This window comes from Pseudomonas sp. R5(2019) (assembly GCF_009905435.1).
Lineage (GTDB): Bacteria > Pseudomonadota > Gammaproteobacteria > Pseudomonadales > Pseudomonadaceae > Aquipseudomonas.
Map to the genome: position 1 here is coordinate 1 of NZ_JAAAMT010000068.1, position 24,707 is coordinate 24,707.

Genomic DNA, 24,707 nt, shown 5'->3' on the forward strand with positions numbered 1-24,707 from the left:
GAGGCCGGTGATATCAACGACAAGCCTTGGGAGTGCGGGTGGTTTCAGAGTCGCCGGGGCCGCTTCGCAGCCCATCGCGGCCAGGTCCGCTCCTACATGGACGTCTGTGTTCCGATCCTTAACTGACTGGCATTGGGGCTTGCCCGCGATGCAGGCGACGCTGTGTTCCTGGTACAACGCGGTGATGCCATCGCAGGCAAGCCTTGCTCCTACAGGGGGTTTGTCATCAATCTGAGGCGACATTCCTGTCGCCTTGAACTATTTAGCAGGGCAGAAAATGGCCGCCGTTGACGTCCAGTTGCGCGCCGGTAATGACCTTGGCGTAGTCGCTGGCCAGGTACAGGGCGGCCATGGCGCAGTCACCGTCTTCGGGGATCTTGCGCAGCGGAATCTGCTGGGCGACCTGGTCGACCAGCGACTCCATCGTGACGCCCAGGCGCTTGGCTTCGCTCTTGAAGTAGCCGATCACCGGCGCGCCCCACATCCAGCCCATGAAGGTGGAGTTGACGCGGATGCCGAACGGGCCGAGATCCTGGGCCAGGTACTGCACCGCGGTTTTCAACGCGCCCTTGGAGACGGCATAGCCGGATTCCAGCTGGTTGGGGATGCGGGTGGCCATGGTGTTGATCATGACGATGCTGCCCGACTTCTGCTTTTTCATCTGCGGCAGCACGGCCTGGGTCATCTGCATGGTGCCGAACAGGTTGACGTCCATGGCCTTGCGCCAGTCGTCCATTGACGACTCGGCGGAGCTGCCCCAGGCACCGTGGGCATAGGCGGAGTTGATCAGTACGTCGATCTGGCCGAAGTGCTCAAGGGTGAGATCGGCGAGCGTCTGGCACTGTTCGACTTGAGAAATGTCGGTGGGGACTTTCAGAATCGGGGTGCTGTAGCCAGCGTCGCGGACCGCTTGTTCGGCCTGGTCCAGCTTGGCCGGGGTGCGGGTGGCCAACACCACGGCCTTGGCCTGGTATTCGGCGGCACGCACGGCCAGCTTGATGCCCAGGCCAGGACCGATACCGGAAATGATGACAACTTTATCTTTCAGCAACATGGCAATTACCTTCTTATTGTTGTGGGGAGCGGGGCGTTCAGGCACGGCTGGCGTGCAGTTCTTCGGCACGTCGTTTCAGATCCAGGGCCATCTGGTCGAAGCCAATTTTTACCCAGGCACCGTGTTCACGCATGATGGTGTCCTGGTTCAGGCCCAGGAAAATGTCGGTGGTGAAATAACTGCAGCGGTTGGCATCGATGGCCTTGATGTACTGATCGCGGCGGGCGGCGTCCATGTTTTCCGGGACCGGGCGCTGCTCCCAGGACAACAGCCGCTCGGGGTCGCAAGCGACGAGGTATTCGAACACCGGAACGGTTTCGCCGGTATCGGGGGCACGTACCTGCATTCGCACCGGATCGCCGATCTGCAGGCCGCACCGAATGTTCGGGCAGAAACTGTTCCACTGGTGGTAATTGTCCAGATCGATGAGCACATCCCAGACCACTCGGGCGGGGGCGTCAATCTCCACCGTGATAGAGGTCACAATGTTTTCAGCCTTGGCCATGACTTGCTCCTGTTGTGCGTTCAGTTGATGGGTCTGGAGGTGATCTGCAGCTGTTCGCTCAAGGGCTGGAGGGTCTCGAGCAGGGTTTCGTAGCCCGTCTCGGCGATCATCCAGCGCTCACCGTGTTTGACGTAGCGATCCTGGTAGATCGCGCTGCCATGCATGTGGGTGTTTTCCTCGAGGTTGATGAACACGTAGCTCAGGTACCAGAGGGCCTTGGCCTGGTCGCCATCGACTTCGATTTCCGGGGTGTGACCGTTGTGGGTGGCCAGGCGGGTCTTGGTGAACGAAGTGCGGTAGAAGTCCAGCGCGTCGCCCAGGCCGTTGACGTGGAACTCGTAGGCAGGGCTCTTGAACGACAGGGTGACGTCTTCGGTGAGCATGCCCTGCAGCAGCTCGATGTTGCAGGTGTCGATGGCGCGGAAATAGCGTGCCTTGAGCTGTTTGATCAGCTCGATTGCTTCTAGATCCAACATATGAAGCCTCCTTATGGGCTGCTCAGGCACTGAGCTGGTACTCGCTGGTGAGGATGCAGTCGATCTTCTCGAAGTCGATAAAGCGGCTGGTCGATTCGTACATGGCCTGCCGGCGCTGCGCGCATTTGTCCGGATCGCCCAGGGCGGCGAAGAATCCTTGCTGATTGCCGATGGCCTCGGGCGGGAAGTTTTCTTCGACGATGGCGTGCAGGACCGGCGCACCGTAGGTGAGAGCACGTACCACGGTGTTCTGGCGGTAGCCGAAGATCGACTGCAGGGGGTAGGCATTCGGCCCGTGTCCGTTGCGCCAGGTGTCGTACCACTGCTCGTAGCTCATCCGATGCGGCTTGTGCAGCAGCGCCACCTGATTCATGCCGGGTGTGCGCTGGCCAACCGGCACCCGGTATTTGCCGGCGCGCGCCTGGCGCTCCTGGGGGTAGGGCTCGGATTCCAGCACCAGATAAGCCTCCAGGCGGCTGGTCAGCGGGGTCAGGAGATCCTTGATGGAGGGCAATTGCGAGGCACTGTCCAGCCACAGCGAGAGCATCCCATCCAGGGGGACGGCACTATTGGTGATGCGCTGTGCGGACGCGGCGGCCACCGCCTGATCGACCACCATGACGCGGATGTTTTGTGCTCCGGCGGCCTCCAGGTCGTTGCGTAGGCCGAGCAAATCTGGGCGCCATTGCTCGGAGCTGTGTTGTGGCGGTTTCCACAAGGTCAACATGAGTTTTTCCATGAATCCTCCGAACTGCGTTTAGTGATTGACGCTCAGATGACGGGCGCGATATTCCCTGTAGTCCTGGGTCATCTGTGCTTCGTTCAAACCGAAGCGCTCCAGGCTGTAGTCGTGGCTGGCGCGTTTTTCCCGGCTGTTTTGCGACAGCCAGACCTGCGCGTCGGCGCGGGCCTTGTCGGTAAACGGCAGGTTTGCAAAGGCGTAAACCTTTTCCAGCACGTCCATTGGCTGGGTCACGGTGTCGGCGAAGTTGATATCGAGGAAGCGCTCGGCAGCGTGCTGATCGCGGACCTCCATGGTGTGACGGATGCCACGCGCCATGCGGCTGTTCCACTGCTCGCCGGCGGCTTTCGGATCCGGGTTGTCGCTGTACATCTGCCACAGGGTGTGGGCCATGCTGGCCATTGAGGGGATAGTCTGGGCCGGTTCACGGTGGGTCAAAATGACCTGCGCCTTGGGGAAAACGTCCAGCAACAGGTGCAAGGTGTGCAGGTGTTGGGGGGCTTTGAGCAGCCAGCGTTGGCCAGCAGGCTCACCACGCTGGTTTTTCTGCCACTGCAGGAACTGCAGCATTTTTTTCAACTGGGTGTAGACCGGCCGCTGATCTTGCTGATCCAGCCAGCGGGTATAGCTGGGCACGTTGACGTAGGCGTCCATGGCACACATGAAGGAGTGTTCCATGAGCATGAACTCTTCGTCGCAGAGCATGGCATCCAGTGGGTGGATGGCGAGGATCTGCGGGATGGCCTGGGCCATCTGCTCGACCTCGGCCTTGGCCTGGGCGATGCGCTTGGCCGGCACGGCCAGGGTTTCGTCTTCCAGCGGTGCCGGATAGCGGGTCTCCCACCAGGCGGCCGAGTAGAACCGTGAGTCAACGGCCAGGGTGCGCTGCAGCATGGTGGTGCCGGTGCGCGGCAGACCCACGATGACCAACGGGTCGTCGATCTGTATCTGGGTTATTTCCGGATGGCGGCTCAGGTAGTCCTCCATCACCAGGCGGTTGACCAGTTGCCCCACCAGCCTTTCCTGCAGCAGATACAGGCCGGTCTGCGACAGCTCGGCTTCGGCAGCCAGGGCATCGAGTAGCGCCTGCAGAGACTGACGATAGTTGTCATCACCAAAATGGGTCAGGCCCTTGGCGCGCGCGATGGCGGTCGCCAACAGGCTTTCGACGGTCAAATCTTGAATCAGGGTGTGCGCGTTCATAGGGCCTCCGCGACTGCAGACACTTTTACAACCTGGGTGGTGGGGTGGCATTGCTCCTGGGCACCGACCCAGCGCAGGCACAGGGTGCCTTGGCGTACGCCGGCGGTTTGTAGCCAGTTGCTCACCCCTGGATCCAGCTCGCTGAGTACCAGGGTCACGCCGCCGTTATCGTCGTACCGGGCCTGGTGCTTGTTGAAGCAGATGCGGTGGTAGCGGTAGTCCAGCGACTCCATCCAGTAGTTGTTGATCTGCAAGTTCCAGAAGTCGCACGCCGGCACTTTGTCGATGTGGATGACCAGCGCCTCGTCTGCGGCCAGCGCCCAGTGCGAGTGGTAGTAGAAAATGTTCGGGTCGCCGCCCACGGCCTGGCAGAGGGCCTGGTTGGCCGGTGGCAACTGATTACTGTGAGGCAGGTAGCTTTGGCTCCAGTCGGCGAACAATTTGGCGGTGTTCTCCACGAAGCTGGACACCCGCGCCAGGCCTTGCTGGAAGGTCGCCGGATCAAGGGCCTGCGGCTTGGTATCGGTGCCGATGCGCTCAATGCTCAGCTTGGCCGGCACTTCGTACCGACGGTCAAGGAACGTCTGGCGCACGATCAGGGCGTTGGTGGCGGCTTCCATTTTCAGCCAGTTGCCCGGTTTCGACTCGCGGCTGAGGATGATTTCGAAGTTGCCCTGGGCATCGACCTGCAACTGGCTGGCATCGATGAAACCGGTCTGGATCAGGGTACCGTCGGTTTCATAACCGCCTTTCTGGGTACCAAAGCTGAGGTACGCGACACTGCCGCGCTGGCCTGTGATGCGGTATTCCAGCGTGCCGTCCAGGCGCGCGTACTCGTAGAGGTTGTCCGGGTTGTCGGCACCGATCTTCGCGGTCTCGTGGGAGGTCTTGAAGAAACTGGGAAAGGCCGGATCGGCAAACTCGATGTGCATCTCCAGGCCGATGCGCAGCAGGCGCGTGAGGTAGCGGAAGCCTTCGGCGCGAGTGGCCGCATCGGCCGGCGCTTCGGGGCGCAGAATCTGCTCGCCGCAGCGCTTGAGGTGATCGCAAAACGTGGCCCAGGTCTGGCCACTCAACAGCTGTTGTTCGTCAATCGAGCTGATTGTCATTGCTAGACTCTCTTGATTAAGCGAACCCGGGTCGTGAGCGTCCCCGCAGGGACGCCCGAGCCGGATTCATCGGCCCACTCCAGGGGCACGGTTTTATTCGCTTCTTCGTCCAGTCGGACGACGCGAGGCGATGGTTAAACGCCCGGCGAACCGGGCGATGGGGCTAGAACTCTTTGCCGATGATGCCGCGCTCGGTCAGCACCGAGAGGATGCGATCCACTGCGCCTTCCGGTGTCAGCTTGCTGGTCTGGATATGAATATCCGGCTGACTCGGTACCTCGTAGGGCGAGTCGATGCCTGTGAAGTTCTTCAGCTCGCCGCGGCGGACCTTCTTGTACAGGCCCTTGGGGTCGCGCTCCTCGGCCACGGCCAGCGGCGTGTCGACGAAGATCTCGATGAACTCGCCTTCCTGCAGCAGCCCGCGCGCCATCTCGCGCTCGGAACGGAACGGCGAGATGAAGGCCGTCAACACGATCATCCCGGCATCCACGAACAGCTTGGACACCTCGGCCACCCGGCGAATGTTCTCCACCCGGTCGGCATCGGTGAAGCCCAGGTCGCGGTTCAGGCCGTGGCGCACGTTGTCGCCGTCCAGCAAGTAGGTGTGCCGGCCGCGGGCGTACAGTCGGGTTTCCAGCAGGTTGGCGATGGCCGACTTGCCGGCGCCCGACAAACCGGTGAACCACAGCAGCACCGGCTGCTGCCCCATCTGTTCGGCGCGCGCCTTCTTGTTCACGTCCACGTGCTGCATATGGATGTTCTGCGAACGGCGCAGGGAGAACTCGATCAGGCCCGCGCCGACGGTGGCGTTGGTCAGACGGTCGATGAGGATGAAACTGCCGGTTTCGCGGTTGTTCTTGTAGGGATCGAAGGCGATCGGCTGGCTGGTAAAGAGGTTACACACGCCGATCTCATTCAGCGCCAGCTCCTTGGCCGCCAAGTGCTCCATGGTGTTGACGTTGATCTTGTACTTGGGCACCGCCAGCGTCACCGACAGGGTCTTGCCGCCGATCTTCATCAGGTAAGGGCGACCGGCGAGCATGGCCTGCTCGTGCATCCAGATCAGGCTGACCTGGAACTGGTCGGCCACGCTGGCCGGGTCTTCTGCAGTGGTCAGTACATCGCCGCGACTGCAATCGACTTCATCGGTCAGGGTCAGGGTGATGGACTGCCCGGCCACGGCTTGTTGCAGGTCACCATCGAGGGTAACGATGCGGGAGATACGGCTCTCTTGCCCGGCCGGCAAAACACGTACGCGGTCACCGGGGTGTATCACGCCGCTGGCGATGGTGCCGGTGAAACCACGGAAATCCAGGTTGGGACGGTTGACCCACTGCACCGGCATACGGAACGACAGCTTCTGCTGGTGCGCTTCGTCGATCTCGACGGTTTCCAGGTAGCCCATCAGTGTGGTACCGCGGTACCAGGGCATGTGCTCGCTCTGTTCGGTGATGTTCTCACCCCGTAGCGCGGACATCGGGATGGCGGTGAAATCCTGTAGATTGATCTGCTTGGCGAAGGCGCGATAGTCATCCACGATGGCGTTGAAGACTTTCTCCGAGTACTCCATCAGGTCCATCTTGTTGACGGCCAGTACCACCTTGCGAATGCCGATCAGCGAGGCCAGGTAGCTGTGACGCCTGGATTGAGTCAGCACGCCGCGCCGGGCATCGATCATCACCACGGCCACGTCCGCGGTGGAGGCGCCGGTCACCATGTTACGGGTGTACTGCTCATGACCGGGGGTGTCGGCAACGATGAACTTGCGCCGGTCGGTGGAGAAAAAACGGTAGGCCACGTCGATGGTGATACCTTGTTCGCGCTCGGCGGCCAGGCCGTCCACCAGCAGGGCGAAGTCCAGTTCGCCACCTTGGGTGCCGTCTTTTTTCGAGTCGATCTCCAGCGCTTCCATCTGGTCTTCGAAGAGCATTTTGGAGTCGTACAGCAGGCGCCCGATCAGGGTGCTCTTGCCATCGTCCACACTGCCGCAGGTAATGAAGCGCAGCAGGCTCTTGTGCTCGTGGGCTTTGAGGTATTGCTCGATATCGTCGGCAATCAGGTCAGATACATGTGCCATTAGAAGTACCCCTCTTGTTTTTTCTTCTCCATCGATGCGGCCGAGTCGTGGTCGATCATTCGCCCCTGACGCTCGGACGTGCGGGTCAGCAGCATTTCCTGAATGATCTTGGGCAGGGTGTCGGCATCGGACTCGACGGCACCGGTGAGGGGGTAGCAACCCAGGGTACGGAAGCGCACGTTACGAACCATCGGCACTTCACCAGGGTTGAGCGGCATGCGTGCGTCATCGACCATGATCAGCATCCCGTCGCGTTCGACCACCGGGCGCGGCGCGGCGAAGTACAGCGGTACGATCGGGATGTTTTCCAGGTAGATGTACTGCCAGATGTCCAGCTCGGTCCAGTTGGACAGGGGGAACACGCGGATCGACTCGCCCTTGTGTTTACGCGTGTTGTACAGGTGCCAGAGCTCCGGCCGCTGGTTCTTCGGGTCCCAGCGGTGCTGGTCGGAGCGGAAGGAGAAGATCCGTTCCTTGGCCCGCGATTTCTCCTCGTCGCGGCGTGCGCCGCCGAAGGCCGCGTCGAAGCCGTAGTGATCCAGCGCCTGCTTCAGACCCTCGGTCTTCATGATGTCGGTGTGGATCTGCGATCCGTGCTTGAACGGGCTGATGCCCATTTCAATGCCTTCGGGGTTGGTGTGGGTCAGCAGCTCCACGTTCAGTTTGGCCACCATCTGATCGCGGAAGCGATACATCTCCTGGAACTTCCAGGTGGTGTCGACATGCAGCAAGGGGAAGGGCGGCTTGGCCGGATAAAAGGCCTTCATAGCCAGGTGCAGCATGACCGCGCTGTCCTTGCCGATGGAGTAGAGCATGACCGGGTTGTCGGATTCGGCGACAACCTCGCGCATCGCTTGGATGCTTTCGGCTTCCAGTCGTTGCAGGTGGGTAAGCGTCATAGATTTTCCCTTCGCTTGTTGTTGTTGTCGCTTATCAACGTACAACTGCCGCGGCTCGGGCTTATGCGCGACTTGATGTTTTAACATCAGGCGCAACATCTGCAGCATGGGGTTGCGGGGCAGGGTGGAGGCGACATCTGCCGCGTTGTCGAGCGCATCGTCATTGCCGACGCGCGCGGCCTGCTGGCAGATGTGGGTCGCCAGCTCGCGGGCGCCGCTGAGCATTTCGTTGGCTTCTGGCAGGTGGAATAGCTGCAGCCCTTCGGCGCGCTCGCTGGCCCAGGTGATGAAGGTGGCGGCGCGCTGCCAGTGCATGCCCGAGAGCAGGGCAAACACCTTGCGTTCGGCCGAGCGCTGTAGCCGGTCGAAGAACTCTTCCAAGTGGGGCGCGCGCAACCCGCCTTCGTAAGGTAGCCAGAGCACCTTGCCGCGGTTGCTGACCGCGCGCAGTACGCCGTAACTGAGTTTGCCCTGGTCGTTGCGCGCGCCGTAGTCGTCGATCCAGTGGATCTCGCCGTTCTGCGCGCGCGCCTGGTCGAGGATGTGCCGGTAGGTGCTGCGGTACCAGCGCTGCACCGCCAGCGAAGCATTGGCGACGCGCTTGGCCGGGCGCTCGGCATTGAGCTGCCAGCGTTGCAGGTAATGGGCGGCAGTGCGTTCTGGCAAGTCGATATCGTGCAGGCGCTTGACCAGTGCCTGCATGGCCTCCAGCTGCCAGAGCAGGAACGGCAACTGGTGCCGTTCCGGCAGTGTGCTGACCAGCAGTTGGTAGATGTTCTGCTCCTGCTCAGCAGAGAGGCTGCGGCCTTCGCCTTGCTTGCGCCCGCGTTCGCGCACCGGCACGGCATTCCAGCCGCCGGCTTGCCAGGCCTTGTAGGCGGCGATGATCGTCGGCGACGAGAGGCCGGTGTCCTGGCTGATGGCTTTGAGCGTACTGCCGGCGATGCGCAACTGCACGGCGCGCAGGCGTAGCCGGTTGATCTGTGGAATGGACAGCTGATTGCCGTGGGGCACAGGAACTCCTGTCAAACATCCATTTGCTGATTGGCGGTGTTGTGGATGCCTGTACTGTTCCCCCATCCGAAAAACGGCGCATAGGCCGTATGGACCACTCGAACAACAAAAACAGGAGAAACCTCATGAACGAGTCAATGGCTGTTCTGCTTGAAGACGTCATCGGTATTACTCGCGCAGCGGGCGAACTGGTGTTGGCGGTGTACCGCTCGGATTTCGAGGTGCGCGGGAAGGTCGATGCCTCCCCGGTGACCGAGGCTGACGAGCGCGCCGAGACCTTGATTCTGCAGGCCTTGGCGGCGCGCACGCCGGAGATTCCGGTGATTTCGGAAGAGGCCGCCGCTGCAGGCAAAGTGCCCGAGGTGAGCCAGCGCTTCTGGCTGGTGGACCCGCTGGACGGCACCAAGGAATTCATCAACCGCAACGGCGAGTTCACCGTCAATATCGCCCTGATCGACAACGGCGAACCGGTGCTGGGGGTAGTTCTGGCGCCCGCGCTGGAGCGTCTGTTCGCCGGGGCGCGTGGTTGCGGCGCCTTTATCGAACAGGCCGGGCAGCGCCAGGCCATCCACTGCCGGGCCGTGACGGAAGAGGGCCTGGACGTGGTTGCCAGCCGCTCCCATGGCGATGCCGAGGCGCTGGATAAATTCCTCGATGGGCACAAGGTGCGCTCGCTGAAAAGCGCCGGCTCATCGCTGAAGATTTGCCTGGTGGCTGCCGGCGAGGCGGACCTTTACCCGCGCCTGGGGCGCACCATGGAGTGGGACATCGCCGCGGGGCATGCGGTGCTGGCCGCAGCCGGTGGACAGATCTGCACCCTGGGCGGCGATGCGCTGCGTTATGGCAAGCCCGGTCTGGACAACCCGCATTTCTACGCTCGCGGGCTATAGACCCTGACCGGTACCCGCTTGCGTACGGGCCTGCTAGCCGACTCCTACTGCTGCCGCGTTGAGTTCAAAGGCCGATGTAGGCGGGAGTGAGAAAAGCTAAAAGCTGCCCAAGGCAGCCTTTAGCTATAAACCATGTGTACTGGGCAATAGTGACGCAGAGCGGAACTCCTACCAGATCGGTAAGGTGTAGCTGACGATCAAACGGTTTTCATCCAGATCGCTGCCAAAGTGGGTCGAACGCACAGTCGCGTTACGCCATTTCACCCCGACGTTTTTCAGCGGGCCGCTTTGCACAACGTAACCGATGTCGGTATCGCGCTCCCATTCCTTGCCCTCTGGCCGGTTACTGCCCAGGTCAATGTTGTCGCCGTTGATGTAGCGGGTCATGAAGGTCAGGCCAGGCACCCCGATGGCCGCGAAGTTGTAGTCGTAGCGAACCTGCCAGGACTTTTCGTCCTTGCTGGCGAAGTCGCCGATCTGCACGAAATTCACCAGGAACGCGTCGGCGCCGTTAACGTAAGCATAACCGGTGTCACCGCTCATGCCTTGATAGCCCAGGCCAAACGCATGTCCGCCGAGGTTATAGGTGAACATCGCACCGAACGCATTGTTGTCCACATTGCTGCCGCCGTCGTCCGTAGAACGGGCGAAGCGCAGATCCGTCTTGAGCGACTGGCCCGTGGTGACCGGCAACAGGTAGGCCAGGTTGACCAAGTGTTGGCTATAGAAATTGTCGAGGTGCCCATAGCTGTAGGCTGTAGCGAGATTGCTGGTCCATTTGTAATTCAGGCTGGCGAAATCGAATTTGTCGCTGGCGACATTCTGCGTCGTGATGCCTTTGGCGCCAGTTCGGGTGATGCCCATGTCCTCGTTATTCGAGGAGTCGCGCTGATTGACCTGTGTCAATCGCCCGGCATCCACCGTCATGCCTTCAATTTCCAGCGACGTCAGCTGACCTCCCTCGAACGTTTGTGGCAGCAGCCGTGAATCGTTGGCCAATATCGTCGGCAATTTAGGCAGCAGCGTGCCGAGTTTCAGCACACTCCTGGAGGCTTGTAGTTTAGCGGTAAGGCCAAGTTCGCCATACTCGTCCTGGGAACCATTAGGGGTGTAGCTATGGCGTTTGAGCAGACCGGAACCCGCGCGATCAGGGCTGGAATCGAGCTTGACGCCCTCCAGACCGAGGGCATCGAAACCCACGCCAATCAAACCTTCGGTGTATCCCGATTCATAGCGCAGCAGGAAACCCTGCGCCCATTCTTCTTGCTTGGATTGCGCGGCATTGGTTTGGCGAAAGTCACGGTTGAAGTAGAAGTTGCGCAGTTCAAGGCTGGCCTTGCTGTCCTTGATGAAGTCAGCAGCGGCCGGGGCTGAAAGGCTGATGACGCCTCCAGTGAGCAGGATTCGGGTAGCGAGAATGCGAGTGTTGCGGACCATGTGAAAGCTCCTTTGTTTTTATTTTTGGAATCATGGGTCTGCCACCGGGCGACTGGGGCGCGATGTCCATGGGGCAGTGCAGGTGTGAAACAGCCCTCGCCAAAGGGGCGAGGGTTAATAGTTAAAAAAACGCCAACGCCGAAAGAGAGGAGTTTTTTGACGCGGCGTCGGCTTAATCGTTAGAACTGTTCCGCGCTCAGGCCATACAACGAGGTACTGCCGGCCCGAACGGATTGTTCCAGGCTCAAAATGCGTGGTAGCAAGCGGTGGATGTAAAAGTCGGCAGTGGCGATTTTCGCGTCGTAGAAATCTTCGTCTTCGCTGCGCTTTTGCCGGGCAACCTGAGCCATACGCGCCCAGAGCCAGGCGTAGGTGACGTAACCGAAAAGGTGCAAATACTCAACCGAGGCAGCGCCGACTTCATTGCGGTTGGTTGTCGCCCTATCCTGCAGCCAGTCGCTGATGTCCTCCAGCCGCTGCACGGCATCGAGCAGCTGTGTGGCATAGGGTGCATCGGGCTGAGCGGCGAAACGGCGAATCTCGCCGGTGAACTGTCGAAGCACGACGCCTTTATCGGCGAGTACTTTGCGTCCGAGCAGGTCCAATGCCTGGATGCCATTGGTGCCTTCATAGATCTGAGCAATGCGCACATCACGGACCAATTGTTCCTGGCCCCATTCGCGGATGTAGCCATGGCCGCCGAAAACTTGCTGGCCATTGATGCAGCTTTCCAGGCCCGTGTCGGTAAAAAACGCCTTGGCCACCGGCGTCAGCAGCGCAACCAGGTCCTGTGCACTATCGCGCTCGCTGGCATCGTAGGAAAACTTCGACAGATCCAGTTGTTGCCCGACATAACTGGCGAAAGCGCGGCCGCCTTCGGTCATTGCTTTCATGCCGAGCAGCATACGCCGCACATCCGGGTGAACGATGATCGGGTCGGCCAGTTTGTCCGGGGCCACGGCACCGGTGGGTGCCCGACTTTGAATGCGTTCGCGAGCGTAGGCGACGGCGCTCTGGTAGGACGCCTCGGCGCAGCCGATGCCCTGAATGCCGATGGACAGGCGTTCGTAATTCATCATGGTGAACATCGCCGCCAAGCCTTTGTTCTCCTCACCGACCAGCCAGCCACTGGCGCCGTCGAAGTTCATCACGCAGGTGGCCGAGGCCTTGATGCCCATCTTGTGTTCGATCGAACCGCAACTCACGGCGTTGGCAGCGCCGAGGGAACCGTCGGCATTGACCAACACTTTAGGCACGACAAACAGCGAAATGCCTTTCGGGCCAGCAGGTGCGTTCGGCAGCTTGGCCAGTACCAGATGAACGATGTTCTCGGTCAGGTCCTGATCGCCCCCGGTGATGAAAATCTTGCTGCCGGTGATCTTGTAGCTACCGTCAGCCTCAGGTTCGGCGCGGGTGCGGATGAGCCCAAGGTCGGTGCCGGCGTGGGCCTCGGTGAGGCACATGGAGCCAGCCCAACGGCCTTCATACATCGGTGGCAGATAGAGGTTTTTCAGGGTGTCGCTGGCGTGGGCGTCCAGCGCCAGGCAGGCACCGGAACTCAATGCTGAATAAAGCGCAAAACTTGAGTTGGCGCCGTAGAGCATCTCTTCGAACTGCACGGCCAGCATTTTCGGCATGCCCATACCACCGAACTCGGCATTGCCGGACAGTCCCACCCAACCGCCTTCGATGTAGGTAGCGTAAGCCTGTTTGAAACCGATGGGGGTGGTGACCCGACCCTCATGCCACTGCGCGCCTTCTTCGTCACCGCTGCGATTGAGGGGCGCAATCAGGTGCGAGGTGACTTTTGCCGCTTCCTCAAGAATGGCGTCTGCCGTATCGGTGTCGATGCTGTCGGCCAAGGCCGGCAGGCGCGCCCACATGGCCGGGGCATCGAACACTTCGTGCAGCACAAAGCGCATGTCGCGCAGCGGAGCTTTGAATTCGGGCATAACGTAAACCTCGTTGGGGCGGTTGTGTCACGGGCACAGCGCCGCACAGGCGGGCCGTGCCCCTTCAGTCAATGGCTGGAAGCGCTGGCAGCGCCGAGGCCGGTCTGAGCTCGAACGAACTGGTCGGCGTAGGCGTCACGCTCTTTGTCGGCGCGCGCACTGCGGTCGAGTCTGGACACCACGATGATCACCAGGAAGGCCAGCGGCATGGAGAACAGCGCTGGATGGTCGTACGGGAAGATCGCTTGAGCATGACCGAGTACGGTCACCCAGACAGGTGGCGACAGGATTACCAGTGCCAGCGCGCAGATCAGGCCGGCAAAACCGCCCAGGATCGCGCCTTTGGTAGTCAGGCCTTTCCAGTACATGGCCATGATCAGCACCGGGAAGTTGGTCGAAGCGGCGATGCCGAACGTCAGGCCCACCAGAATTGCGACATTCATCTTCTCGAACAGAATGCCCAGGACAATCGCGATGATGCCCAGGCCTACAGTGGCCATGCGGGTCACGCGCATTTCCTGTTTCTCGTTCGCGGTTCCTTTCTTGTACACGGTGGCATAGAGGTCATGGGAAATCGCTGAAGCACCGGCCAGCGCCAGACCGGATACCACCGCAAGGATGGTTGCGAACGCTACAGCGGCGAGGAAACCGAAGAAGAGATTGCCGCCGACAGCTTTGGCCAGATGCATGGCAACCATATTGCCGCCGCCAATCAAGGCACCGCCGACTTCTCCATTGACGTAGTACTGCGGATCGGTGCCTATGATCACCATTGACACAAAACCCAGGGTGCAGACCACGAGGAAGAAGAAACCGATGAAACCGGTGGCGTAGAACACCGACTTGCGGGCTTCCTTGGCGCTAGGCACGGTGAAGAAGCGCATCAGGATGTGCGGCAGGCCGGCAATCCCGAACACCAGGCCCAGCGACATCGACACGGTGTTTATCGGGTCGGCGAGCATTGAGCCCGGGCCCATGATGTTCCAGCCACTGGCGTGAACCTTGACGGCTTTGTCGGCCAGGGTTTCATAGCTGAAACCGAACTGCGACATGGCCATGACCGCGAGGGTGGTGCCGCCGACGAGCAGCAGTACAGCCTTGATGATCTGGACCCAGGTTGTGGCGATCATTCCGCCGAAGATCACGTAAATCAGCATCAGCGCGCCAACGATCATCACCGCAATCGGGTAGTCGAGACCGAACAGCAATTTGATCAGTTGGCCGGCACCGACCATCTGCACGATCAGGTAGCAGCACACCACCGTCAGCGAGCCGAAAGCCGCGAAGATCCGCACCTTGTTCTGGTCCAGTCGATAGGAAACGATGTCAGCGAAGGTATAGCGTCCGAGGTTGCGCAGACGCTCGGCCATCAGGAAGGTAATGATGGGCCAGCCAACGAAGAATCCGATGGTATAGATGAAGCCATCGTAACCCTTGGCGAATACCAGGCTGGAAAGCCCCAGCAGGGTGGCTGCGGACATATAGTCGCCAGCAATCGCCAGGCCATTCTGAAACCCGGTGATCCCACCGCCCGCAGTGTAAAAGTCCGAGGTGGTTTTGGTTTGGCGTGCTGCCCACCAAGTAATGGCCAGCGTGCCGAGGACGAACACGAAGAACATGCCGATCGCGTTCAGGTTCAGTGGTTGCTTTTCCACCACGCCCATCGCCGGCGCGGCGAGCGCGATGGAGGCTGGCAGCAGACCGGTAGCGGCGAGGATCAGTTTACGCAACAGAGTCATCACTTGCTCTCCTCGATAATGGCTGCGCCCAAGGCGTCAAAGCGAGTATTGGCGCTGTAGACATACCAACCGGTCAGTAACCAGGAAAACACGATGATTGCCGCGCCAACCGGCATGCCCAAGGTCAACATCCGATGTTCGCCGAGTGGTGCATGCAGCCACTGCGGGGCAAAAGCTACCACCAGCATGAACAGGTAATAAGCGCCCAATACGATGGCACTCAACGACCAGGCCAGACGGGAACGGCTGCTCACCAGTTGAAGGAATTTCGGATTGCGCCGAATGCGTTCGCAACGTTGGGTATCGGTTGAATGGATGTCGATCATCGGTAGCTCCACATTGTTTTTGTTATCGGTGTGTATGGGCAGGGCACAGCCGAATTCGGCGTGCACGAACCCGAAGCAGCAGGTGAAACACCTGCCGCTTGATGGATGCAATGTCAGATGGGGTTAGAGTGCCTTGGCCCGGTCGCGCAACACATACTTCTGGATCTTGCCTGTGGAAGTCTTTGGCAAGAGCGTGAAGATCACTGTGCGCGGTACTTTGAATCCGGCCAGATGCTCACGGCAGAAACTGATGATGTCAGCCTCGCGAACGTCCTGGTGATCAGCCTTCAAGGTTACGAAGGCGCAGGGCGTTTCGCCCCATTTCTCATCGGGACGGGCGACCACGGCTGCTTCCATCACACCCGGGTGGCGATAGAGCACGCCTTCGAGTTCGATGGTGGAAATGTTCTCGCCGCCCGAGATGATTATGTCCTTGAGCCGGTCCTTGATTTCGACGTAACCGTCGGGATGCCAGACTGCCAGGTCACCGGTGTGGAACCAGCCGCCTTCGAACGCTTCGGCAGTGGCGGCCGGGTTCTTCAGGTAGCCCTTCATGACGGTGTTACCGCGTATGAAGATCTCACCGATAGTCTGGCCGTCACGCGGGGTTGGCTCCAGCGTTGTGCAATCGCCGACCATCACGCCTTCCAGCGTCGGGTAGCGCACGCCCTGTCGCGATTTGATTTGCGCCCGCTGCTCCAGAGAGAACTCATCCCATTCGGCGTGCCAGGCGCAGACCGTCACTGGGCCATAGGTTTCGGTCAGGCCAAACACGTGAGTGACCTTGATGCCCATCTCTTCGACAGCACCGATCACTTTGGCCGGTGGCGCAGCGCCCGCGACCAAGGCATTGACCGGGTGATCGATGGCTGCTTTCGCTGATTCGGGCATGTTCACCAGTGCATTGAGGACGATCGGCGCACCGCACAGGTGAGTGACCTGATGCTCGCGGATCAGCGTGAGGATTTTCTGTGGATCGACCCGGCGCAGGAATACGTGCACACCAGCCAAGGCGGTGATGGTCCATGGGTAGCACCAGCCATTGCAATGGAACATCGGCAGGGTCCAGAGGTACACCGGATGGTTGCCTATGGCCCAGGTCATCTGGTTGCCCAATGCGCTCAGGTAAGCGCCGCGATGGTGGTAGACCACGCCCTTGGGGTTGCCGGTGGTGCCTGAAGTGTAATTCAGCGAAATGGCTTGCCACTCGTCGACCGGCCATTGCCAGTCGAATGCCGGGTCGCCTTCGGCCAACAGCGCTTCGTAGTCCAGGTCGCTCGCGGCCTGACCTTCACCGTATTCCGGGTCATTGACGTCGATCACCAGAGGCGGGTGATCCAGCATGCCAAGCGCCGCCTGGATCACATCATGGAACTCGCGGTCGGTAATCAACACCTTGGCCTCGCCATGCTGCAGCATGAATGCGATTGCCTCGGCATCGAGGCGGACGTTGAGCGGGTTGAGCACGGCGCCGATCATCGGCACACCGAAATGCACTTCAAGCATCTCGGGAATGTTGGGCAGCATCACCGCCACCGTGTCGTCCTTGCCGATACCGCGACCGGCCAGCGCCGAGGCCAGACGTCGGCAACGAGTGTAGGTCTGCGCCCAGGTACGGCGAATCGAACCGTGGATAACGGCGGGATGGTTGGGATAAGTGCTGGCGGTGCGCTCGATGAAACTCAGCGGAGACAAGGCAATGTGGTTGACAGCCGAAGGGCCTAGGCCTTGGTCATAGATAGACATGTGCGGGTACTCGATGGCTGATTGTTAGCTCTATGGTTGACCTTGCAGCGTAGTCGCCAAGGTCACCTTCAAAGTCCGGATAACTTTATATAACATTCTGCTTTGAATATGGAAGTAAAACCTACGTCGTATAGTATATATACTATATTTTATTCTTCTTAACTCCGAATCAGTGCCGCCAACCCTCCAAGGCTGGTATATGCTTGGTTCCCTGACAAAGTGGACCCGCAATGACCCTGACTCCCGTTCGATTGCACAGTTGGTTGCGCCTGCAGCGCGAGGGTGTGTCTCTGGCCGCCCGGGCCGATGCGTTGTGTCGGGCGCTGCAGGATTGCCCTGAGGTGCAGCGGGCGGTTTACCTGAGTTGGCAGCCCAATGCGCGGATCTACAGCCATGAGGGCGCCGCCCAGCATTTTCCGCCGGGACTTGGCGACCCGGCGCTGGCCAGCGATCAGTTGCTCTTCGAGCATCTGGTCGAGGCCGGGCGCTTGGACCTGGCTCAAATCCGTCAACTCGATTGCTGGTTGTCCGGCCGGTTGCGCCGGGCCGGGATCAGCCATGGCCAGGCATTTGATCTGGCCTTGCAGCCGGGGCAGCCGGGCTTGTTGCTGGTGGAAGTGCGCGAGGGCGTGAGTCTCGATTGGCTGGGCTGGGTGCAGGATTTGCTGACGACGCTGCTGAACAGCGTCAACGGCATGCTGCGTGGTTCGCCACTGCTGGGCCACGATCCGCAACCGAGCCTGTTGCTCGATGCGCAAGGTCGACCGCTGGAGTTCAACGCGGCACTGATGGCGCTGCTCGCCGAGAAGTCGCTGACCGATGTGTTGGGCTTTTTACCGGTCAATCATCGGGTGCTGGTTCGTGCCTGCCTGGACCAGCAACGTGCCATCGAAGGCGTCGAGGCTCAGTTTGAAACGCAGATCCTGATCTGGACGTTTATTCCCGACCCCCAGGACAACCGAGTGCTCGCCCGTTGCCGCGACGCCACGGCTCAAGTGCTGGCGGAGCGTGAAGCGGCCACCGCACGACGGCTGTACCGGCTGATCATCGAAAACACTACCGACCTGATTTCCCGCCACACACCGGAAGGGCGCGTTATCGATGCGTCACCGGCATCCTGGACCTTGCTGGGTTACTGGCCCGAAGAGTTGCGCGGGCAAATGGCCCAGGGCCTGTTTCATGGCCAGGATCTGGCCGGTCTCGTGCAGCGCGCGCGCGATGCACTGGAGCAGGATGGCTATCACACCATGACTTATCGCATCCGTCATCGCGACGGCCATTATCTGTGGTTCGAAACTGCCAGCCGGGCGATCCGGGAAACCTACACCGGGGCGGTGGTCGAAGTCGTCAGCGTATCCCGGGACATCACGGCCCGAGTGCAGGCCGAGGAGAACAAGCGACGCCTGGCCGAAGTGGTCGAGGCCAACATCGATCCAGTGTTGTTCATCGCTCCCGAGGGGCAAGTCACTTACCTCAATCCAGCCGCGCGACGCATCCTCGGGATTGATGAGCAACAACCAATGCCGGCCCTGGTCACGTTGTTCGCAAGCGGCGACCTTGCGCGCCTGCAACGCGATGGCTGGAGGAGCGCCGAGCGCGATGGTGTCTGGAGCACCGATGCGCGGTTGCAACCACCGGGCGGCGGTACATCGGTGCCGGTGTCGCTGGTACTACTGGCGCACCGTTCCGCCGGCGGCGAGCGTTATTACTCATTGGTCGCGCGCGACATGACCGAGCGCGAGCTGCGGGAAGTGCAACAGCGCCATCATCAGGACGAACTGGCACACACCGCACGGTTGGTCACTCTCGGTGAACTGGCCTCGGGGATCGCCCACGAAATCAACCAGCCGCTGGCTGCCGTGGTCAATTATGCGAATGCGAGCCAGCGCTATTTACAGACGCTGGATTCCAATCCCCAGGCCGCTGCAAGAGTGGCCCAAGGCCTGGAACGCATTACCCATCATGCCACCCACGCCTCCGAAGTGATCCGGCGGTTACGCTCCTTTTTGCGCAAGGGACAGCGTCGCATGCAGGCGCTGAATTTGACCGACGTCGCCCGCGAAGCCGTGCGTTTGTGTGCCTGGGAGGCGAGTAATTGCCAAGTGACAATCGAGGATCGACTGCCGGATAATCTGCCACCCGTTTATGCCGACCGCGTGTTGCTGGAACAGGTGCTGCTCAATTTGTTGCGCAATGCCATCGACGCCAACCGTGAGCAACATCCCGGACAGCCTTCTCTGATCGTGATGGCCGTGGAGCAGGGCAGTGGCGCCTGCGTGGAAATCTGTGTGCGAGACCAGGGGCCGGGCGTCAGCGAGCCGGAACTGGAGCAGATATTTACCCCGTTTTACACCAGCAAGGCTGATGGCCTGGGGCTCGGTCTGTCCATGAGCCGCAGCATCATCGAAGGTTTCGGTGGCGAATTGAATGCCCGGCGCCAGTCTGTCGGGCTGCTGATGTGTTGCCGCTTGCCGCTTGCCGGCCCAACAAAACAACAATAGGAATCAGGTAATGGCAGGTGTAAGGGAGCACGTTGTGTACGTGGTCGATGATGACCAGGGCATGCTCGAATCGACGGTCTGGTTATTGGAGTCGGTCGGGCTCAAGGCCTTGCCGTTTACCAGTGGAGTCGCGTTCCTCGATGCCTGCGATGCAAGCCTCGATGCCTGCGTGCTGCTGGACGTTCGCATGCCCGGTATGGGCGGGTTGAACGTGCAGGAAGAAATGCGCGTGCGCCAACTGAACCTGCCGGTCATCTTCGTCAGCGGGCATGCGGATGTGCCGATCGTGGTGCGCGCGTTCAAAGCCGGTGCCCATGATTTTATCGAGAAGCCCTACAACGAACAGCTGTTGCTGGACAGCGTGCAACAGGCGCTCAGCAACTGTGCCGCCCACCGTTCGAGCAACCTGGGTCACGAAGCCTTGCAGGCGCGCTTGCTGACCTTGACCCCGCGGGAGCGCGATATCCTGTTACCGCTGGTGCAGGGTTACACCACCCGCGAAATCGCGGAGCAACTGGGCGTGAGTGCAAAAACCGTTGATCTGTATCGCGCGCGCGTCATGAAACGCATGCAGGCCAACACGTTGTCGGACCTGGTGGGCATGGCCATCGCGGCGGAGATGGTCGATCCGCTGAAGTTGCGTTGATCCCTCGCTCTTTGTATTTCCAATGTTGTCGGCTACTTCGTCATGGTCCTCGCGGATTGACGTTGACAGGCAAGCCGGTGTTTACCGGCTCACAGCAACCGTCCGCTACTGGCCCAGAGTGTGTAAAAACGCTATGGGTGCAGAGAGTTCTCATGGCACGCCAGGATTTCTTCGCCCTTGAAATAGCCTTTGTCTGCGACTGCCGACAGTTCATCGACACCCATGGCCGCTGGTGCATGCTTGGCCATCGAGCTCAGTTGGCTCGATCAACGCCATCATTCGTTACCTCCTGCACCTCGACTTCCTTGAGCTCTTGCATCTTGGCTTTCAAGGCCGCGATCTTGGTATGGAGGCGTTCGGCTTTGGCCTGGGTAACGGAAGGCTCCTGACGGTCTGCGGTATCAAGTGTTGTCAGATAGCGATTGATACTGGACTCAATTTCCTCCATTCGCCGTTGAAGCTTGGCGCTGGTAAAGTTCCAATCCCGATTGTTGACCGCCTTGAACCTGCTGCCATCGATGGCAACGAGCGCTTCCGAGAACAATCCCAGTTGCTGGCACAGCACCACAAATTGACGGCAGACTCCGCGGATGGCCTGGCCTGCGATGAAATCCTCAGAAATCATAGCAAGGGATCACGAAGGCGTTTTTACACACTCTGGGCCGTTATCTACCTGATGCAAAAGCCAGTTATCCCTGGCAACGCAGCCGGCCCGATGCGCTCGGCTATCGGTCCAACAGAGGTGCCAGCAGTGCACACATGCTGCGCCAGTGCGAACCCTCCCAGTAAACCCGTTGGCAGGCGTCGCAGCGCAGGAAGTGCGAATAGAGGTCGCCAATGCGTGGCGGCACCTGCGGCCGGGCCAGTTCCGGGCTGATCTCGTGCAGTGGCAGGTTGCAATGAAGGCACAGGCTGAATGGCCGCGCGCTACGTGCCAGGTCGAGGCGCTCGTACAATTCGCGCAGCTGCAGCGACGGTTTCAGGGCATGCACGTAACAGCCGTGGCTGATGATCCGCCGCTTGAGCAGTTCGCGGTCGCGGGTTAGCACGATGCGTCCTTGCTGCGCAGCGATCTCGGCGATCTCGCCATCCTCGAAGCCATTGTCGTAGAGGGTGTCGAAGCCGCTCATGCGCAGCAGGCTGGCCAGCCCGCCAAGGTGCGCATCAGCGACGAAGCGCAGCACCCGTAACGGTTGCGCACGAACCTTGAGCAGCGGGCTGATGTCCAGCGCTTCGAACTTGGGATACACCGCCAGCCGGTCACTGTCGAAGATCAGCCGCTCGAAGCCCACCGACTCGTCGTTGAGCAGCACCAGCTCGACCTCGGTGTGCGGTATCCCGAGCGCCTCGATCATGTGCTTGACCGTCGCCCCTCGCGCGCACTCGCAGGTGAAGGACTGCCGCCGCCGTTCGGCCGGCAGGAAATCGTTGAGCTCCTCGTAGAAGCGGAAGGTTGCACGGGTCATGCTCAACAGTATGGCAGGGCTGCAGGATGAGCGAGTCTAGTCCGGACATCTTCTCCGGCAGGCCCCAAACGATGATCGTCATCATGTTGCAATTGACTATGCCATGGCGCTTCGATGCTGGATGTACTGCTTGAAATTGTTATCCGCGTCATTTGCTACCCAGCAGCCAGTGCTGTCGGCGGATCTATCCCGCGGCTGCGCACTAGCGACGATAGTAGCGGTGATCGTCCTCGTAGCGGTGCTGCATGGCCCGATCATGATGGCGCTCCCAATCACGACGGCGTTCGGCTTCCCGGCGGTATTGCTCTCTACGCCATTTGTCTCTACGCCAGTTGTCTCGGCGCCAATCGTCTCTACGGTCGTGCGAACGGTGGTCATGCCAGTATCGGTCGTCATGGGCAAGCAACGGCCCTGGCTGCTTGCCAGCCATACTGGCCAAGGTCGGCCAAGGGTTGCCGGCAGCCTGGACCGGCGCCTGAACGGCTGCGACTTCAGTTGCGAAAACAGGGTTTGAGGTCTTCATCTGTGTTGCTGATACCGAGCCCATTGCCGCGAACGCGAACAGGCCGAGGAGCACCATCCGTGGGACATAAAATTTCATGAGCGAAGACAACCTCTGATTGAGAATTGGACGTGTGGCCATCTGGCTGCGGGAAACCTTCGGGTCGCGCTTACCGAGCTTTATGTGCTTATCCACATAGACCGATAAATAGGGAAAAGTTCTAGGAAGCCGTCGCATAAATAACCAACGGCCTCAACGCTTGGCACACTGCGCAGTCAATCTGATGGCGGCCAACGTCTGCCCAACGCCAGCTAAGGCGTCCAGTCCACGCCATGCTCTTGGAGGTAGACATCCACGGCCGCTCCTACCGTTGGCTGAAAGACATCACCTCCGATCCGGGCAAGGACTTCCAGTCGCCGGAGTTTGTCTTTCACCGGATCCTTCATTTCCGCAAAACGCAGCTCGATCCCGGTCGCGCGCAAGTACTGTTCCAGCTCGATCAACATGTCGGCCGAAGTGACGTCCACGCTGGTGACAGGCTCCGCCGCAATCACGATCCGGCGTACCTCTGTTGGCGACTGGTCGATGGCCTGGAGCACGCAGGTCTGAAACTGCTCGGCATTGGCGAAGAACAAGGGGGCATCCCAACGGAACAACACCAGGCCGGGTACTCGCCGGGCGTGGGGATAACGGCTGATGTCGTGGTAGCCACGAATGCCATCGACCCGGCCGAGCACCGCGTAATGCGGGCGCCAGCCGTCCCAGAGGAATTCGATCACGGCGATGACCACCGCCAGGCCGATGCCGGGAACCACGCCCAGCACGACGACACCCACGAAGCAGACGATCGACAGCCAGAACTCCCATTGCTGGATGCGGTAGATGCGCCGCAAGTCCTGGAATTCGAACAGGCCGATGGCGGCGGCGATCACCACGGCGGCAAGGGCGCTGTCAGGCAGGTGCCGGAGCAGGTCGGGTGCGATCAGCAACAGCAGGGCCACGCCAACGGCGCCGAACACCCCGGTAAGCTGGCTGCGTGCGCCAGCCGCCTCGGCGACCGGGGTGCGTGATGAACTGCTGCTGACGGGGATTCCCTGGAACAGGCTCGTGACCAGATTGGCCATGCCCAATCCGATCATTTCCTGGTTGGGGTCTACCGGCGTGCGGGTTCTGGCGGCATAGGTGCGTGACAGGACACTGGTGTCAGCGAAAGACACCAGCGCTACAGCGAATCCGCCAATCAACACTGTCGTAAGGTCGCTCAGCTCGATCAGTGGCAAAGAGAAGCCCGGAAGTCCCTGGGGAAGCGAACCGACCACCTTTACGCCGTGGCCGGCTTCCAGGCCAAAGGCCCACGCAGCCAGTGTGCTGACCACTACGGCGATCAGAATACCCGGCACTCGCTCGAAACGCTTGAGCAGAAGGATGATGGCCAGGCTGCCGGCACCGACCGCAAAGGCATACCCATTGGCCTTGCCGTCGTACAGAGCCTGGAACAGGCCCAGTGTGTCGCGTAACGGTCCAGCGCTTTCGATGGAGATACCGAACAGTTTCGGCGTCTGGCTGATGAGCACGGTGAGCGCGATGCCGTTCATGTAGCCGTAGCGAATCGGCTTGGACAGCAGTTCGGTGATGAAGCCGAGCCGCAACAGGCCGGTACCCGCGCAAACCAGGCCGGAAACCAGCGCCATTGCGCTGGCCAGCGTTACGGCGCGTAGTGGATCGCCACCGGACAGCGGCAGCACAACGGCCAGAATGATCGCAACCAGCGCCGAGTCGGGCCCGAGCACGAGGAAGCGGCTGGGGCCGAACAGGGCGTATGCAAGCAGCGGGACAATGGTGGCGTACAGGCCGTAGATACCCGGAACCCCTGAGGCCTGGGCGTAAGCAATACCGACCGGCACCAGCATGGCCGCCAACACGACGCCGGCGAGCAGATCCTTCGGCAGCCAGTCGAGCGGGTACCTGCGCAGCATCTCCAGTCCTGGCATCCAGCGCCGCCAACCGGATCGGGGGGACGCGGGAGCACGGGGTAACGGCTTTTGCTGGACAGGCTTTACTGATGGCGGGTGGTCCATTGGCTGTCTTGCTTCTCTACGGGCATGGATCAGACGACTGGCAGTCGAGCATCCGGGCGATCCACCGAGGCGTCGCACCTCACTGAGGATGGCTTGCCTGTTGAACCTTAGTCCAAGCCTATGGGGAGGAGATGGGATCCGGATCAAAAGAGGGCCGGTTTCTCCTCAACTTCCGCTGTGGGTCGATTGCACCCCTTCGCGACAGGCAACAATCGGTCCAGAGTGTGTAAAAACGCCTCCGTGAACCCTTGCTATGATTTCTGAGGATTTCATCGCAAGGATCGCCCATGAAGCGCTTTATTCAAGGTGAACATCGAGGTCAAAGCACCCTGCTTCCCGAGAGCC

Annotated in this window: 19 protein-coding genes and 1 pseudogene; 3 read left to right on the top strand and 17 right to left on the bottom strand. The window is 60.5% G+C overall.

From position 1 onward, the window contains the following. Nucleotides 1-262: 262 nt before the first annotated feature. The 8 genes from GUY40_RS26120 to cysD form a co-directional block, all read right to left on the bottom strand. Nucleotides 263-1,054 (bottom strand): SDR family oxidoreductase, encoded by a 792-nt coding sequence (locus GUY40_RS26120; protein WP_166571798.1) that lies wholly within the window; start codon nucleotides 1,052-1,054, stop codon nucleotides 263-265. 37 nt (nucleotides 1,055-1,091) lie between these two features. Next, nucleotides 1,092-1,559 (bottom strand): SRPBCC domain-containing protein, encoded by a 468-nt coding sequence (locus tag GUY40_RS26125; protein WP_166571799.1) that lies wholly within the window; start codon nucleotides 1,557-1,559, stop codon nucleotides 1,092-1,094. A gap of 20 nt (nucleotides 1,560-1,579) precedes the next feature. Further along, nucleotides 1,580-2,035, bottom strand: a complete 456-nt coding sequence (locus tag GUY40_RS26130) for a nuclear transport factor 2 family protein (RefSeq protein ID WP_166571800.1) — start codon at nucleotides 2,033-2,035, stop codon at nucleotides 1,580-1,582. A 22-nt stretch (nucleotides 2,036-2,057) separates the two neighbouring features. Next, nucleotides 2,058-2,774 (bottom strand): EthD domain-containing protein, encoded by a 717-nt coding sequence (locus GUY40_RS26135; RefSeq protein ID WP_166571801.1) that lies wholly within the window; start codon nucleotides 2,772-2,774, stop codon nucleotides 2,058-2,060. Between the two features lie 18 nt (nucleotides 2,775-2,792). Beyond that, nucleotides 2,793-3,980, bottom strand: coding sequence for a sulfotransferase (locus tag GUY40_RS26140; protein WP_166571802.1), 1,188 nt, complete (start codon nucleotides 3,978-3,980; stop codon nucleotides 2,793-2,795). Continuing rightward, complete coding sequence (locus GUY40_RS26145) at nucleotides 3,977-5,089, bottom strand: DUF1214 domain-containing protein (RefSeq protein ID WP_166571803.1); 1,113 nt, start codon at nucleotides 5,087-5,089, stop codon at nucleotides 3,977-3,979. The genes GUY40_RS26140 and GUY40_RS26145 overlap by 4 nt, the downstream gene beginning before the upstream one ends. 163 nt (nucleotides 5,090-5,252) lie before the next feature. Further along, the gene (cysN, locus tag GUY40_RS26150; RefSeq protein ID WP_166571804.1) at nucleotides 5,253-7,166 is read right to left on the bottom strand and encodes a sulfate adenylyltransferase subunit CysN; all 1,914 of its coding nucleotides are present in this window, start codon (nucleotides 7,164-7,166) and stop codon (nucleotides 5,253-5,255) included. Beyond that, the gene (gene cysD / locus GUY40_RS28610; protein ID WP_306092863.1) at nucleotides 7,166-9,145 is read right to left on the bottom strand and encodes a sulfate adenylyltransferase subunit CysD; all 1,980 of its coding nucleotides are present in this window, start codon (nucleotides 9,143-9,145) and stop codon (nucleotides 7,166-7,168) included. The genes cysN and cysD overlap by 1 nt, the downstream gene beginning before the upstream one ends. Before the next feature lie 59 nt (nucleotides 9,146-9,204). On the opposite strand from cysD, the gene cysQ reads away from it, so the two are divergent. Next, nucleotides 9,205-9,969, top strand: coding sequence for a 3'(2'),5'-bisphosphate nucleotidase CysQ (gene cysQ, locus GUY40_RS26160; protein ID WP_166571806.1), 765 nt, complete (start codon nucleotides 9,205-9,207; stop codon nucleotides 9,967-9,969). A 168-nt stretch (nucleotides 9,970-10,137) separates the two neighbouring features. Here the strand turns inward: cysQ and GUY40_RS26165 are convergent, their stop codons facing one another. From GUY40_RS26165 to GUY40_RS26185, 5 genes are all read right to left on the bottom strand, one after another. After that, entirely contained in the window at nucleotides 10,138-11,406 is a 1,269-nt protein-coding gene (locus GUY40_RS26165) for an OprD family porin (protein ID WP_166571807.1), read from the bottom strand. A 179-nt stretch (nucleotides 11,407-11,585) separates the two neighbouring features. Further along, nucleotides 11,586-13,358: an acyl-CoA dehydrogenase C-terminal domain-containing protein gene (locus GUY40_RS26170; protein ID WP_166571808.1), complete on the bottom strand. Its 1,773-nt coding sequence runs from the start codon at nucleotides 13,356-13,358 to the stop codon at nucleotides 11,586-11,588. Nucleotides 13,359-13,426: 68 nt separating this feature from the next. Continuing rightward, nucleotides 13,427-15,097 carry a cation acetate symporter gene (locus GUY40_RS26175; RefSeq protein WP_166571809.1) on the bottom strand — a complete coding sequence of 557 codons (1,671 nt, stop codon included), beginning with the start codon at nucleotides 15,095-15,097 and terminating at the stop codon, nucleotides 13,427-13,429. Further along, a complete protein-coding gene (locus tag GUY40_RS26180) occupies nucleotides 15,097-15,423 on the bottom strand; it encodes a DUF485 domain-containing protein (RefSeq protein WP_166571810.1) in 327 nt (108 codons plus the stop codon). Before GUY40_RS26180 ends, GUY40_RS26175 begins: the two co-directional genes overlap by 1 nt. 123 nt (nucleotides 15,424-15,546) lie before the next feature. Then, nucleotides 15,547-17,169 carry an acyl-CoA synthetase gene (locus tag GUY40_RS26185; protein WP_166571811.1) on the bottom strand — a complete coding sequence of 541 codons (1,623 nt, stop codon included), beginning with the start codon at nucleotides 17,167-17,169 and terminating at the stop codon, nucleotides 15,547-15,549. Between the two features lie 230 nt (nucleotides 17,170-17,399). Here GUY40_RS26185 and GUY40_RS26190 point away from each other — a divergent pair, with 230 nt between their 5' ends. Both GUY40_RS26190 and GUY40_RS26195 read left to right on the top strand, forming a co-directional pair. Beyond that, complete coding sequence (locus tag GUY40_RS26190; RefSeq protein ID WP_166571812.1) at nucleotides 17,400-19,670, top strand: PAS domain S-box protein; 2,271 nt, start codon at nucleotides 17,400-17,402, stop codon at nucleotides 19,668-19,670. Nucleotides 19,671-19,680: 10 nt separating this feature from the next. Continuing rightward, complete coding sequence (locus tag GUY40_RS26195; RefSeq protein WP_166571813.1) at nucleotides 19,681-20,316, top strand: response regulator transcription factor; 636 nt, start codon at nucleotides 19,681-19,683, stop codon at nucleotides 20,314-20,316. 149 nt (nucleotides 20,317-20,465) lie between these two features. Here GUY40_RS26195 and GUY40_RS26200 read toward each other — a convergent pair. The 4 genes and pseudogenes from GUY40_RS26200 to GUY40_RS26215 form a co-directional block, all read right to left on the bottom strand. Further along, nucleotides 20,466-20,917 (bottom strand): annotated as a pseudogene (locus GUY40_RS26200) (IS5/IS1182 family transposase); the annotation flags it as partial. 124 nt (nucleotides 20,918-21,041) lie between these two features. Beyond that, a complete protein-coding gene (locus GUY40_RS26205; RefSeq protein WP_166571814.1) occupies nucleotides 21,042-21,782 on the bottom strand; it encodes a Mut7-C RNAse domain-containing protein in 741 nt (246 codons plus the stop codon). A 202-nt stretch (nucleotides 21,783-21,984) separates the two neighbouring features. Next, entirely contained in the window at nucleotides 21,985-22,383 is a 399-nt protein-coding gene (locus GUY40_RS26210; RefSeq protein ID WP_166571815.1) for a hypothetical protein, read from the bottom strand. A gap of 212 nt (nucleotides 22,384-22,595) precedes the next feature. Then, nucleotides 22,596-24,260: a SulP family inorganic anion transporter gene (locus GUY40_RS26215; protein WP_256675876.1), complete on the bottom strand. Its 1,665-nt coding sequence runs from the start codon at nucleotides 24,258-24,260 to the stop codon at nucleotides 22,596-22,598. Nucleotides 24,261-24,707: the final 447 nt, after the last annotated feature.

Excerpts from the sequence above, each read along its gene's own strand:
- GUY40_RS26120 (WP_166571798.1), bottom strand. The coding sequence starts at position 1,054 with ATGTTGCTGAAAGATAAAGTTGTCATCATTTCCGGTATCGGTCCTGGC.
- GUY40_RS26125 (WP_166571799.1), bottom strand. The coding sequence starts at position 1,559 with ATGGCCAAGGCTGAAAACATTGTGACCTCTATCACGGTGGAGATTGAC.
- GUY40_RS26130 (WP_166571800.1), bottom strand. The coding sequence starts at position 2,035 with ATGTTGGATCTAGAAGCAATCGAGCTGATCAAACAGCTCAAGGCACGC.
- GUY40_RS26135 (WP_166571801.1), bottom strand. The coding sequence starts at position 2,774 with ATGGAAAAACTCATGTTGACCTTGTGGAAACCGCCACAACACAGCTCC.
- GUY40_RS26140 (WP_166571802.1), bottom strand. The coding sequence starts at position 3,980 with ATGAACGCGCACACCCTGATTCAAGATTTGACCGTCGAAAGCCTGTTG.
- GUY40_RS26145 (WP_166571803.1), bottom strand. The coding sequence starts at position 5,089 with ATGACAATCAGCTCGATTGACGAACAACAGCTGTTGAGTGGCCAGACC.
- cysN (WP_166571804.1), bottom strand. The coding sequence starts at position 7,166 with ATGGCACATGTATCTGACCTGATTGCCGACGATATCGAGCAATACCTC.
- cysD (WP_306092863.1), bottom strand. The coding sequence starts at position 9,145 with ATGGGGGAACAGTACAGGCATCCACAACACCGCCAATCAGCAAATGGA.
- cysQ (WP_166571806.1), top strand. The coding sequence starts at position 9,205 with ATGAACGAGTCAATGGCTGTTCTGCTTGAAGACGTCATCGGTATTACT.
- GUY40_RS26165 (WP_166571807.1), bottom strand. The coding sequence starts at position 11,406 with ATGGTCCGCAACACTCGCATTCTCGCTACCCGAATCCTGCTCACTGGA.
- GUY40_RS26170 (WP_166571808.1), bottom strand. The coding sequence starts at position 13,358 with ATGCCCGAATTCAAAGCTCCGCTGCGCGACATGCGCTTTGTGCTGCAC.
- GUY40_RS26175 (WP_166571809.1), bottom strand. The coding sequence starts at position 15,097 with ATGACTCTGTTGCGTAAACTGATCCTCGCCGCTACCGGTCTGCTGCCA.
- GUY40_RS26180 (WP_166571810.1), bottom strand. The coding sequence starts at position 15,423 with ATGATCGACATCCATTCAACCGATACCCAACGTTGCGAACGCATTCGG.
- GUY40_RS26185 (WP_166571811.1), bottom strand. The coding sequence starts at position 17,169 with ATGTCTATCTATGACCAAGGCCTAGGCCCTTCGGCTGTCAACCACATT.
- GUY40_RS26190 (WP_166571812.1), top strand. The coding sequence starts at position 17,400 with ATGACCCTGACTCCCGTTCGATTGCACAGTTGGTTGCGCCTGCAGCGC.
- GUY40_RS26195 (WP_166571813.1), top strand. The coding sequence starts at position 19,681 with ATGGCAGGTGTAAGGGAGCACGTTGTGTACGTGGTCGATGATGACCAG.
- GUY40_RS26205 (WP_166571814.1), bottom strand. The coding sequence starts at position 21,782 with ATGACCCGTGCAACCTTCCGCTTCTACGAGGAGCTCAACGATTTCCTG.
- GUY40_RS26210 (WP_166571815.1), bottom strand. The coding sequence starts at position 22,383 with ATGAAATTTTATGTCCCACGGATGGTGCTCCTCGGCCTGTTCGCGTTC.
- GUY40_RS26215 (WP_256675876.1), bottom strand. The coding sequence starts at position 24,260 with ATGCTGCGCAGGTACCCGCTCGACTGGCTGCCGAAGGATCTGCTCGCC.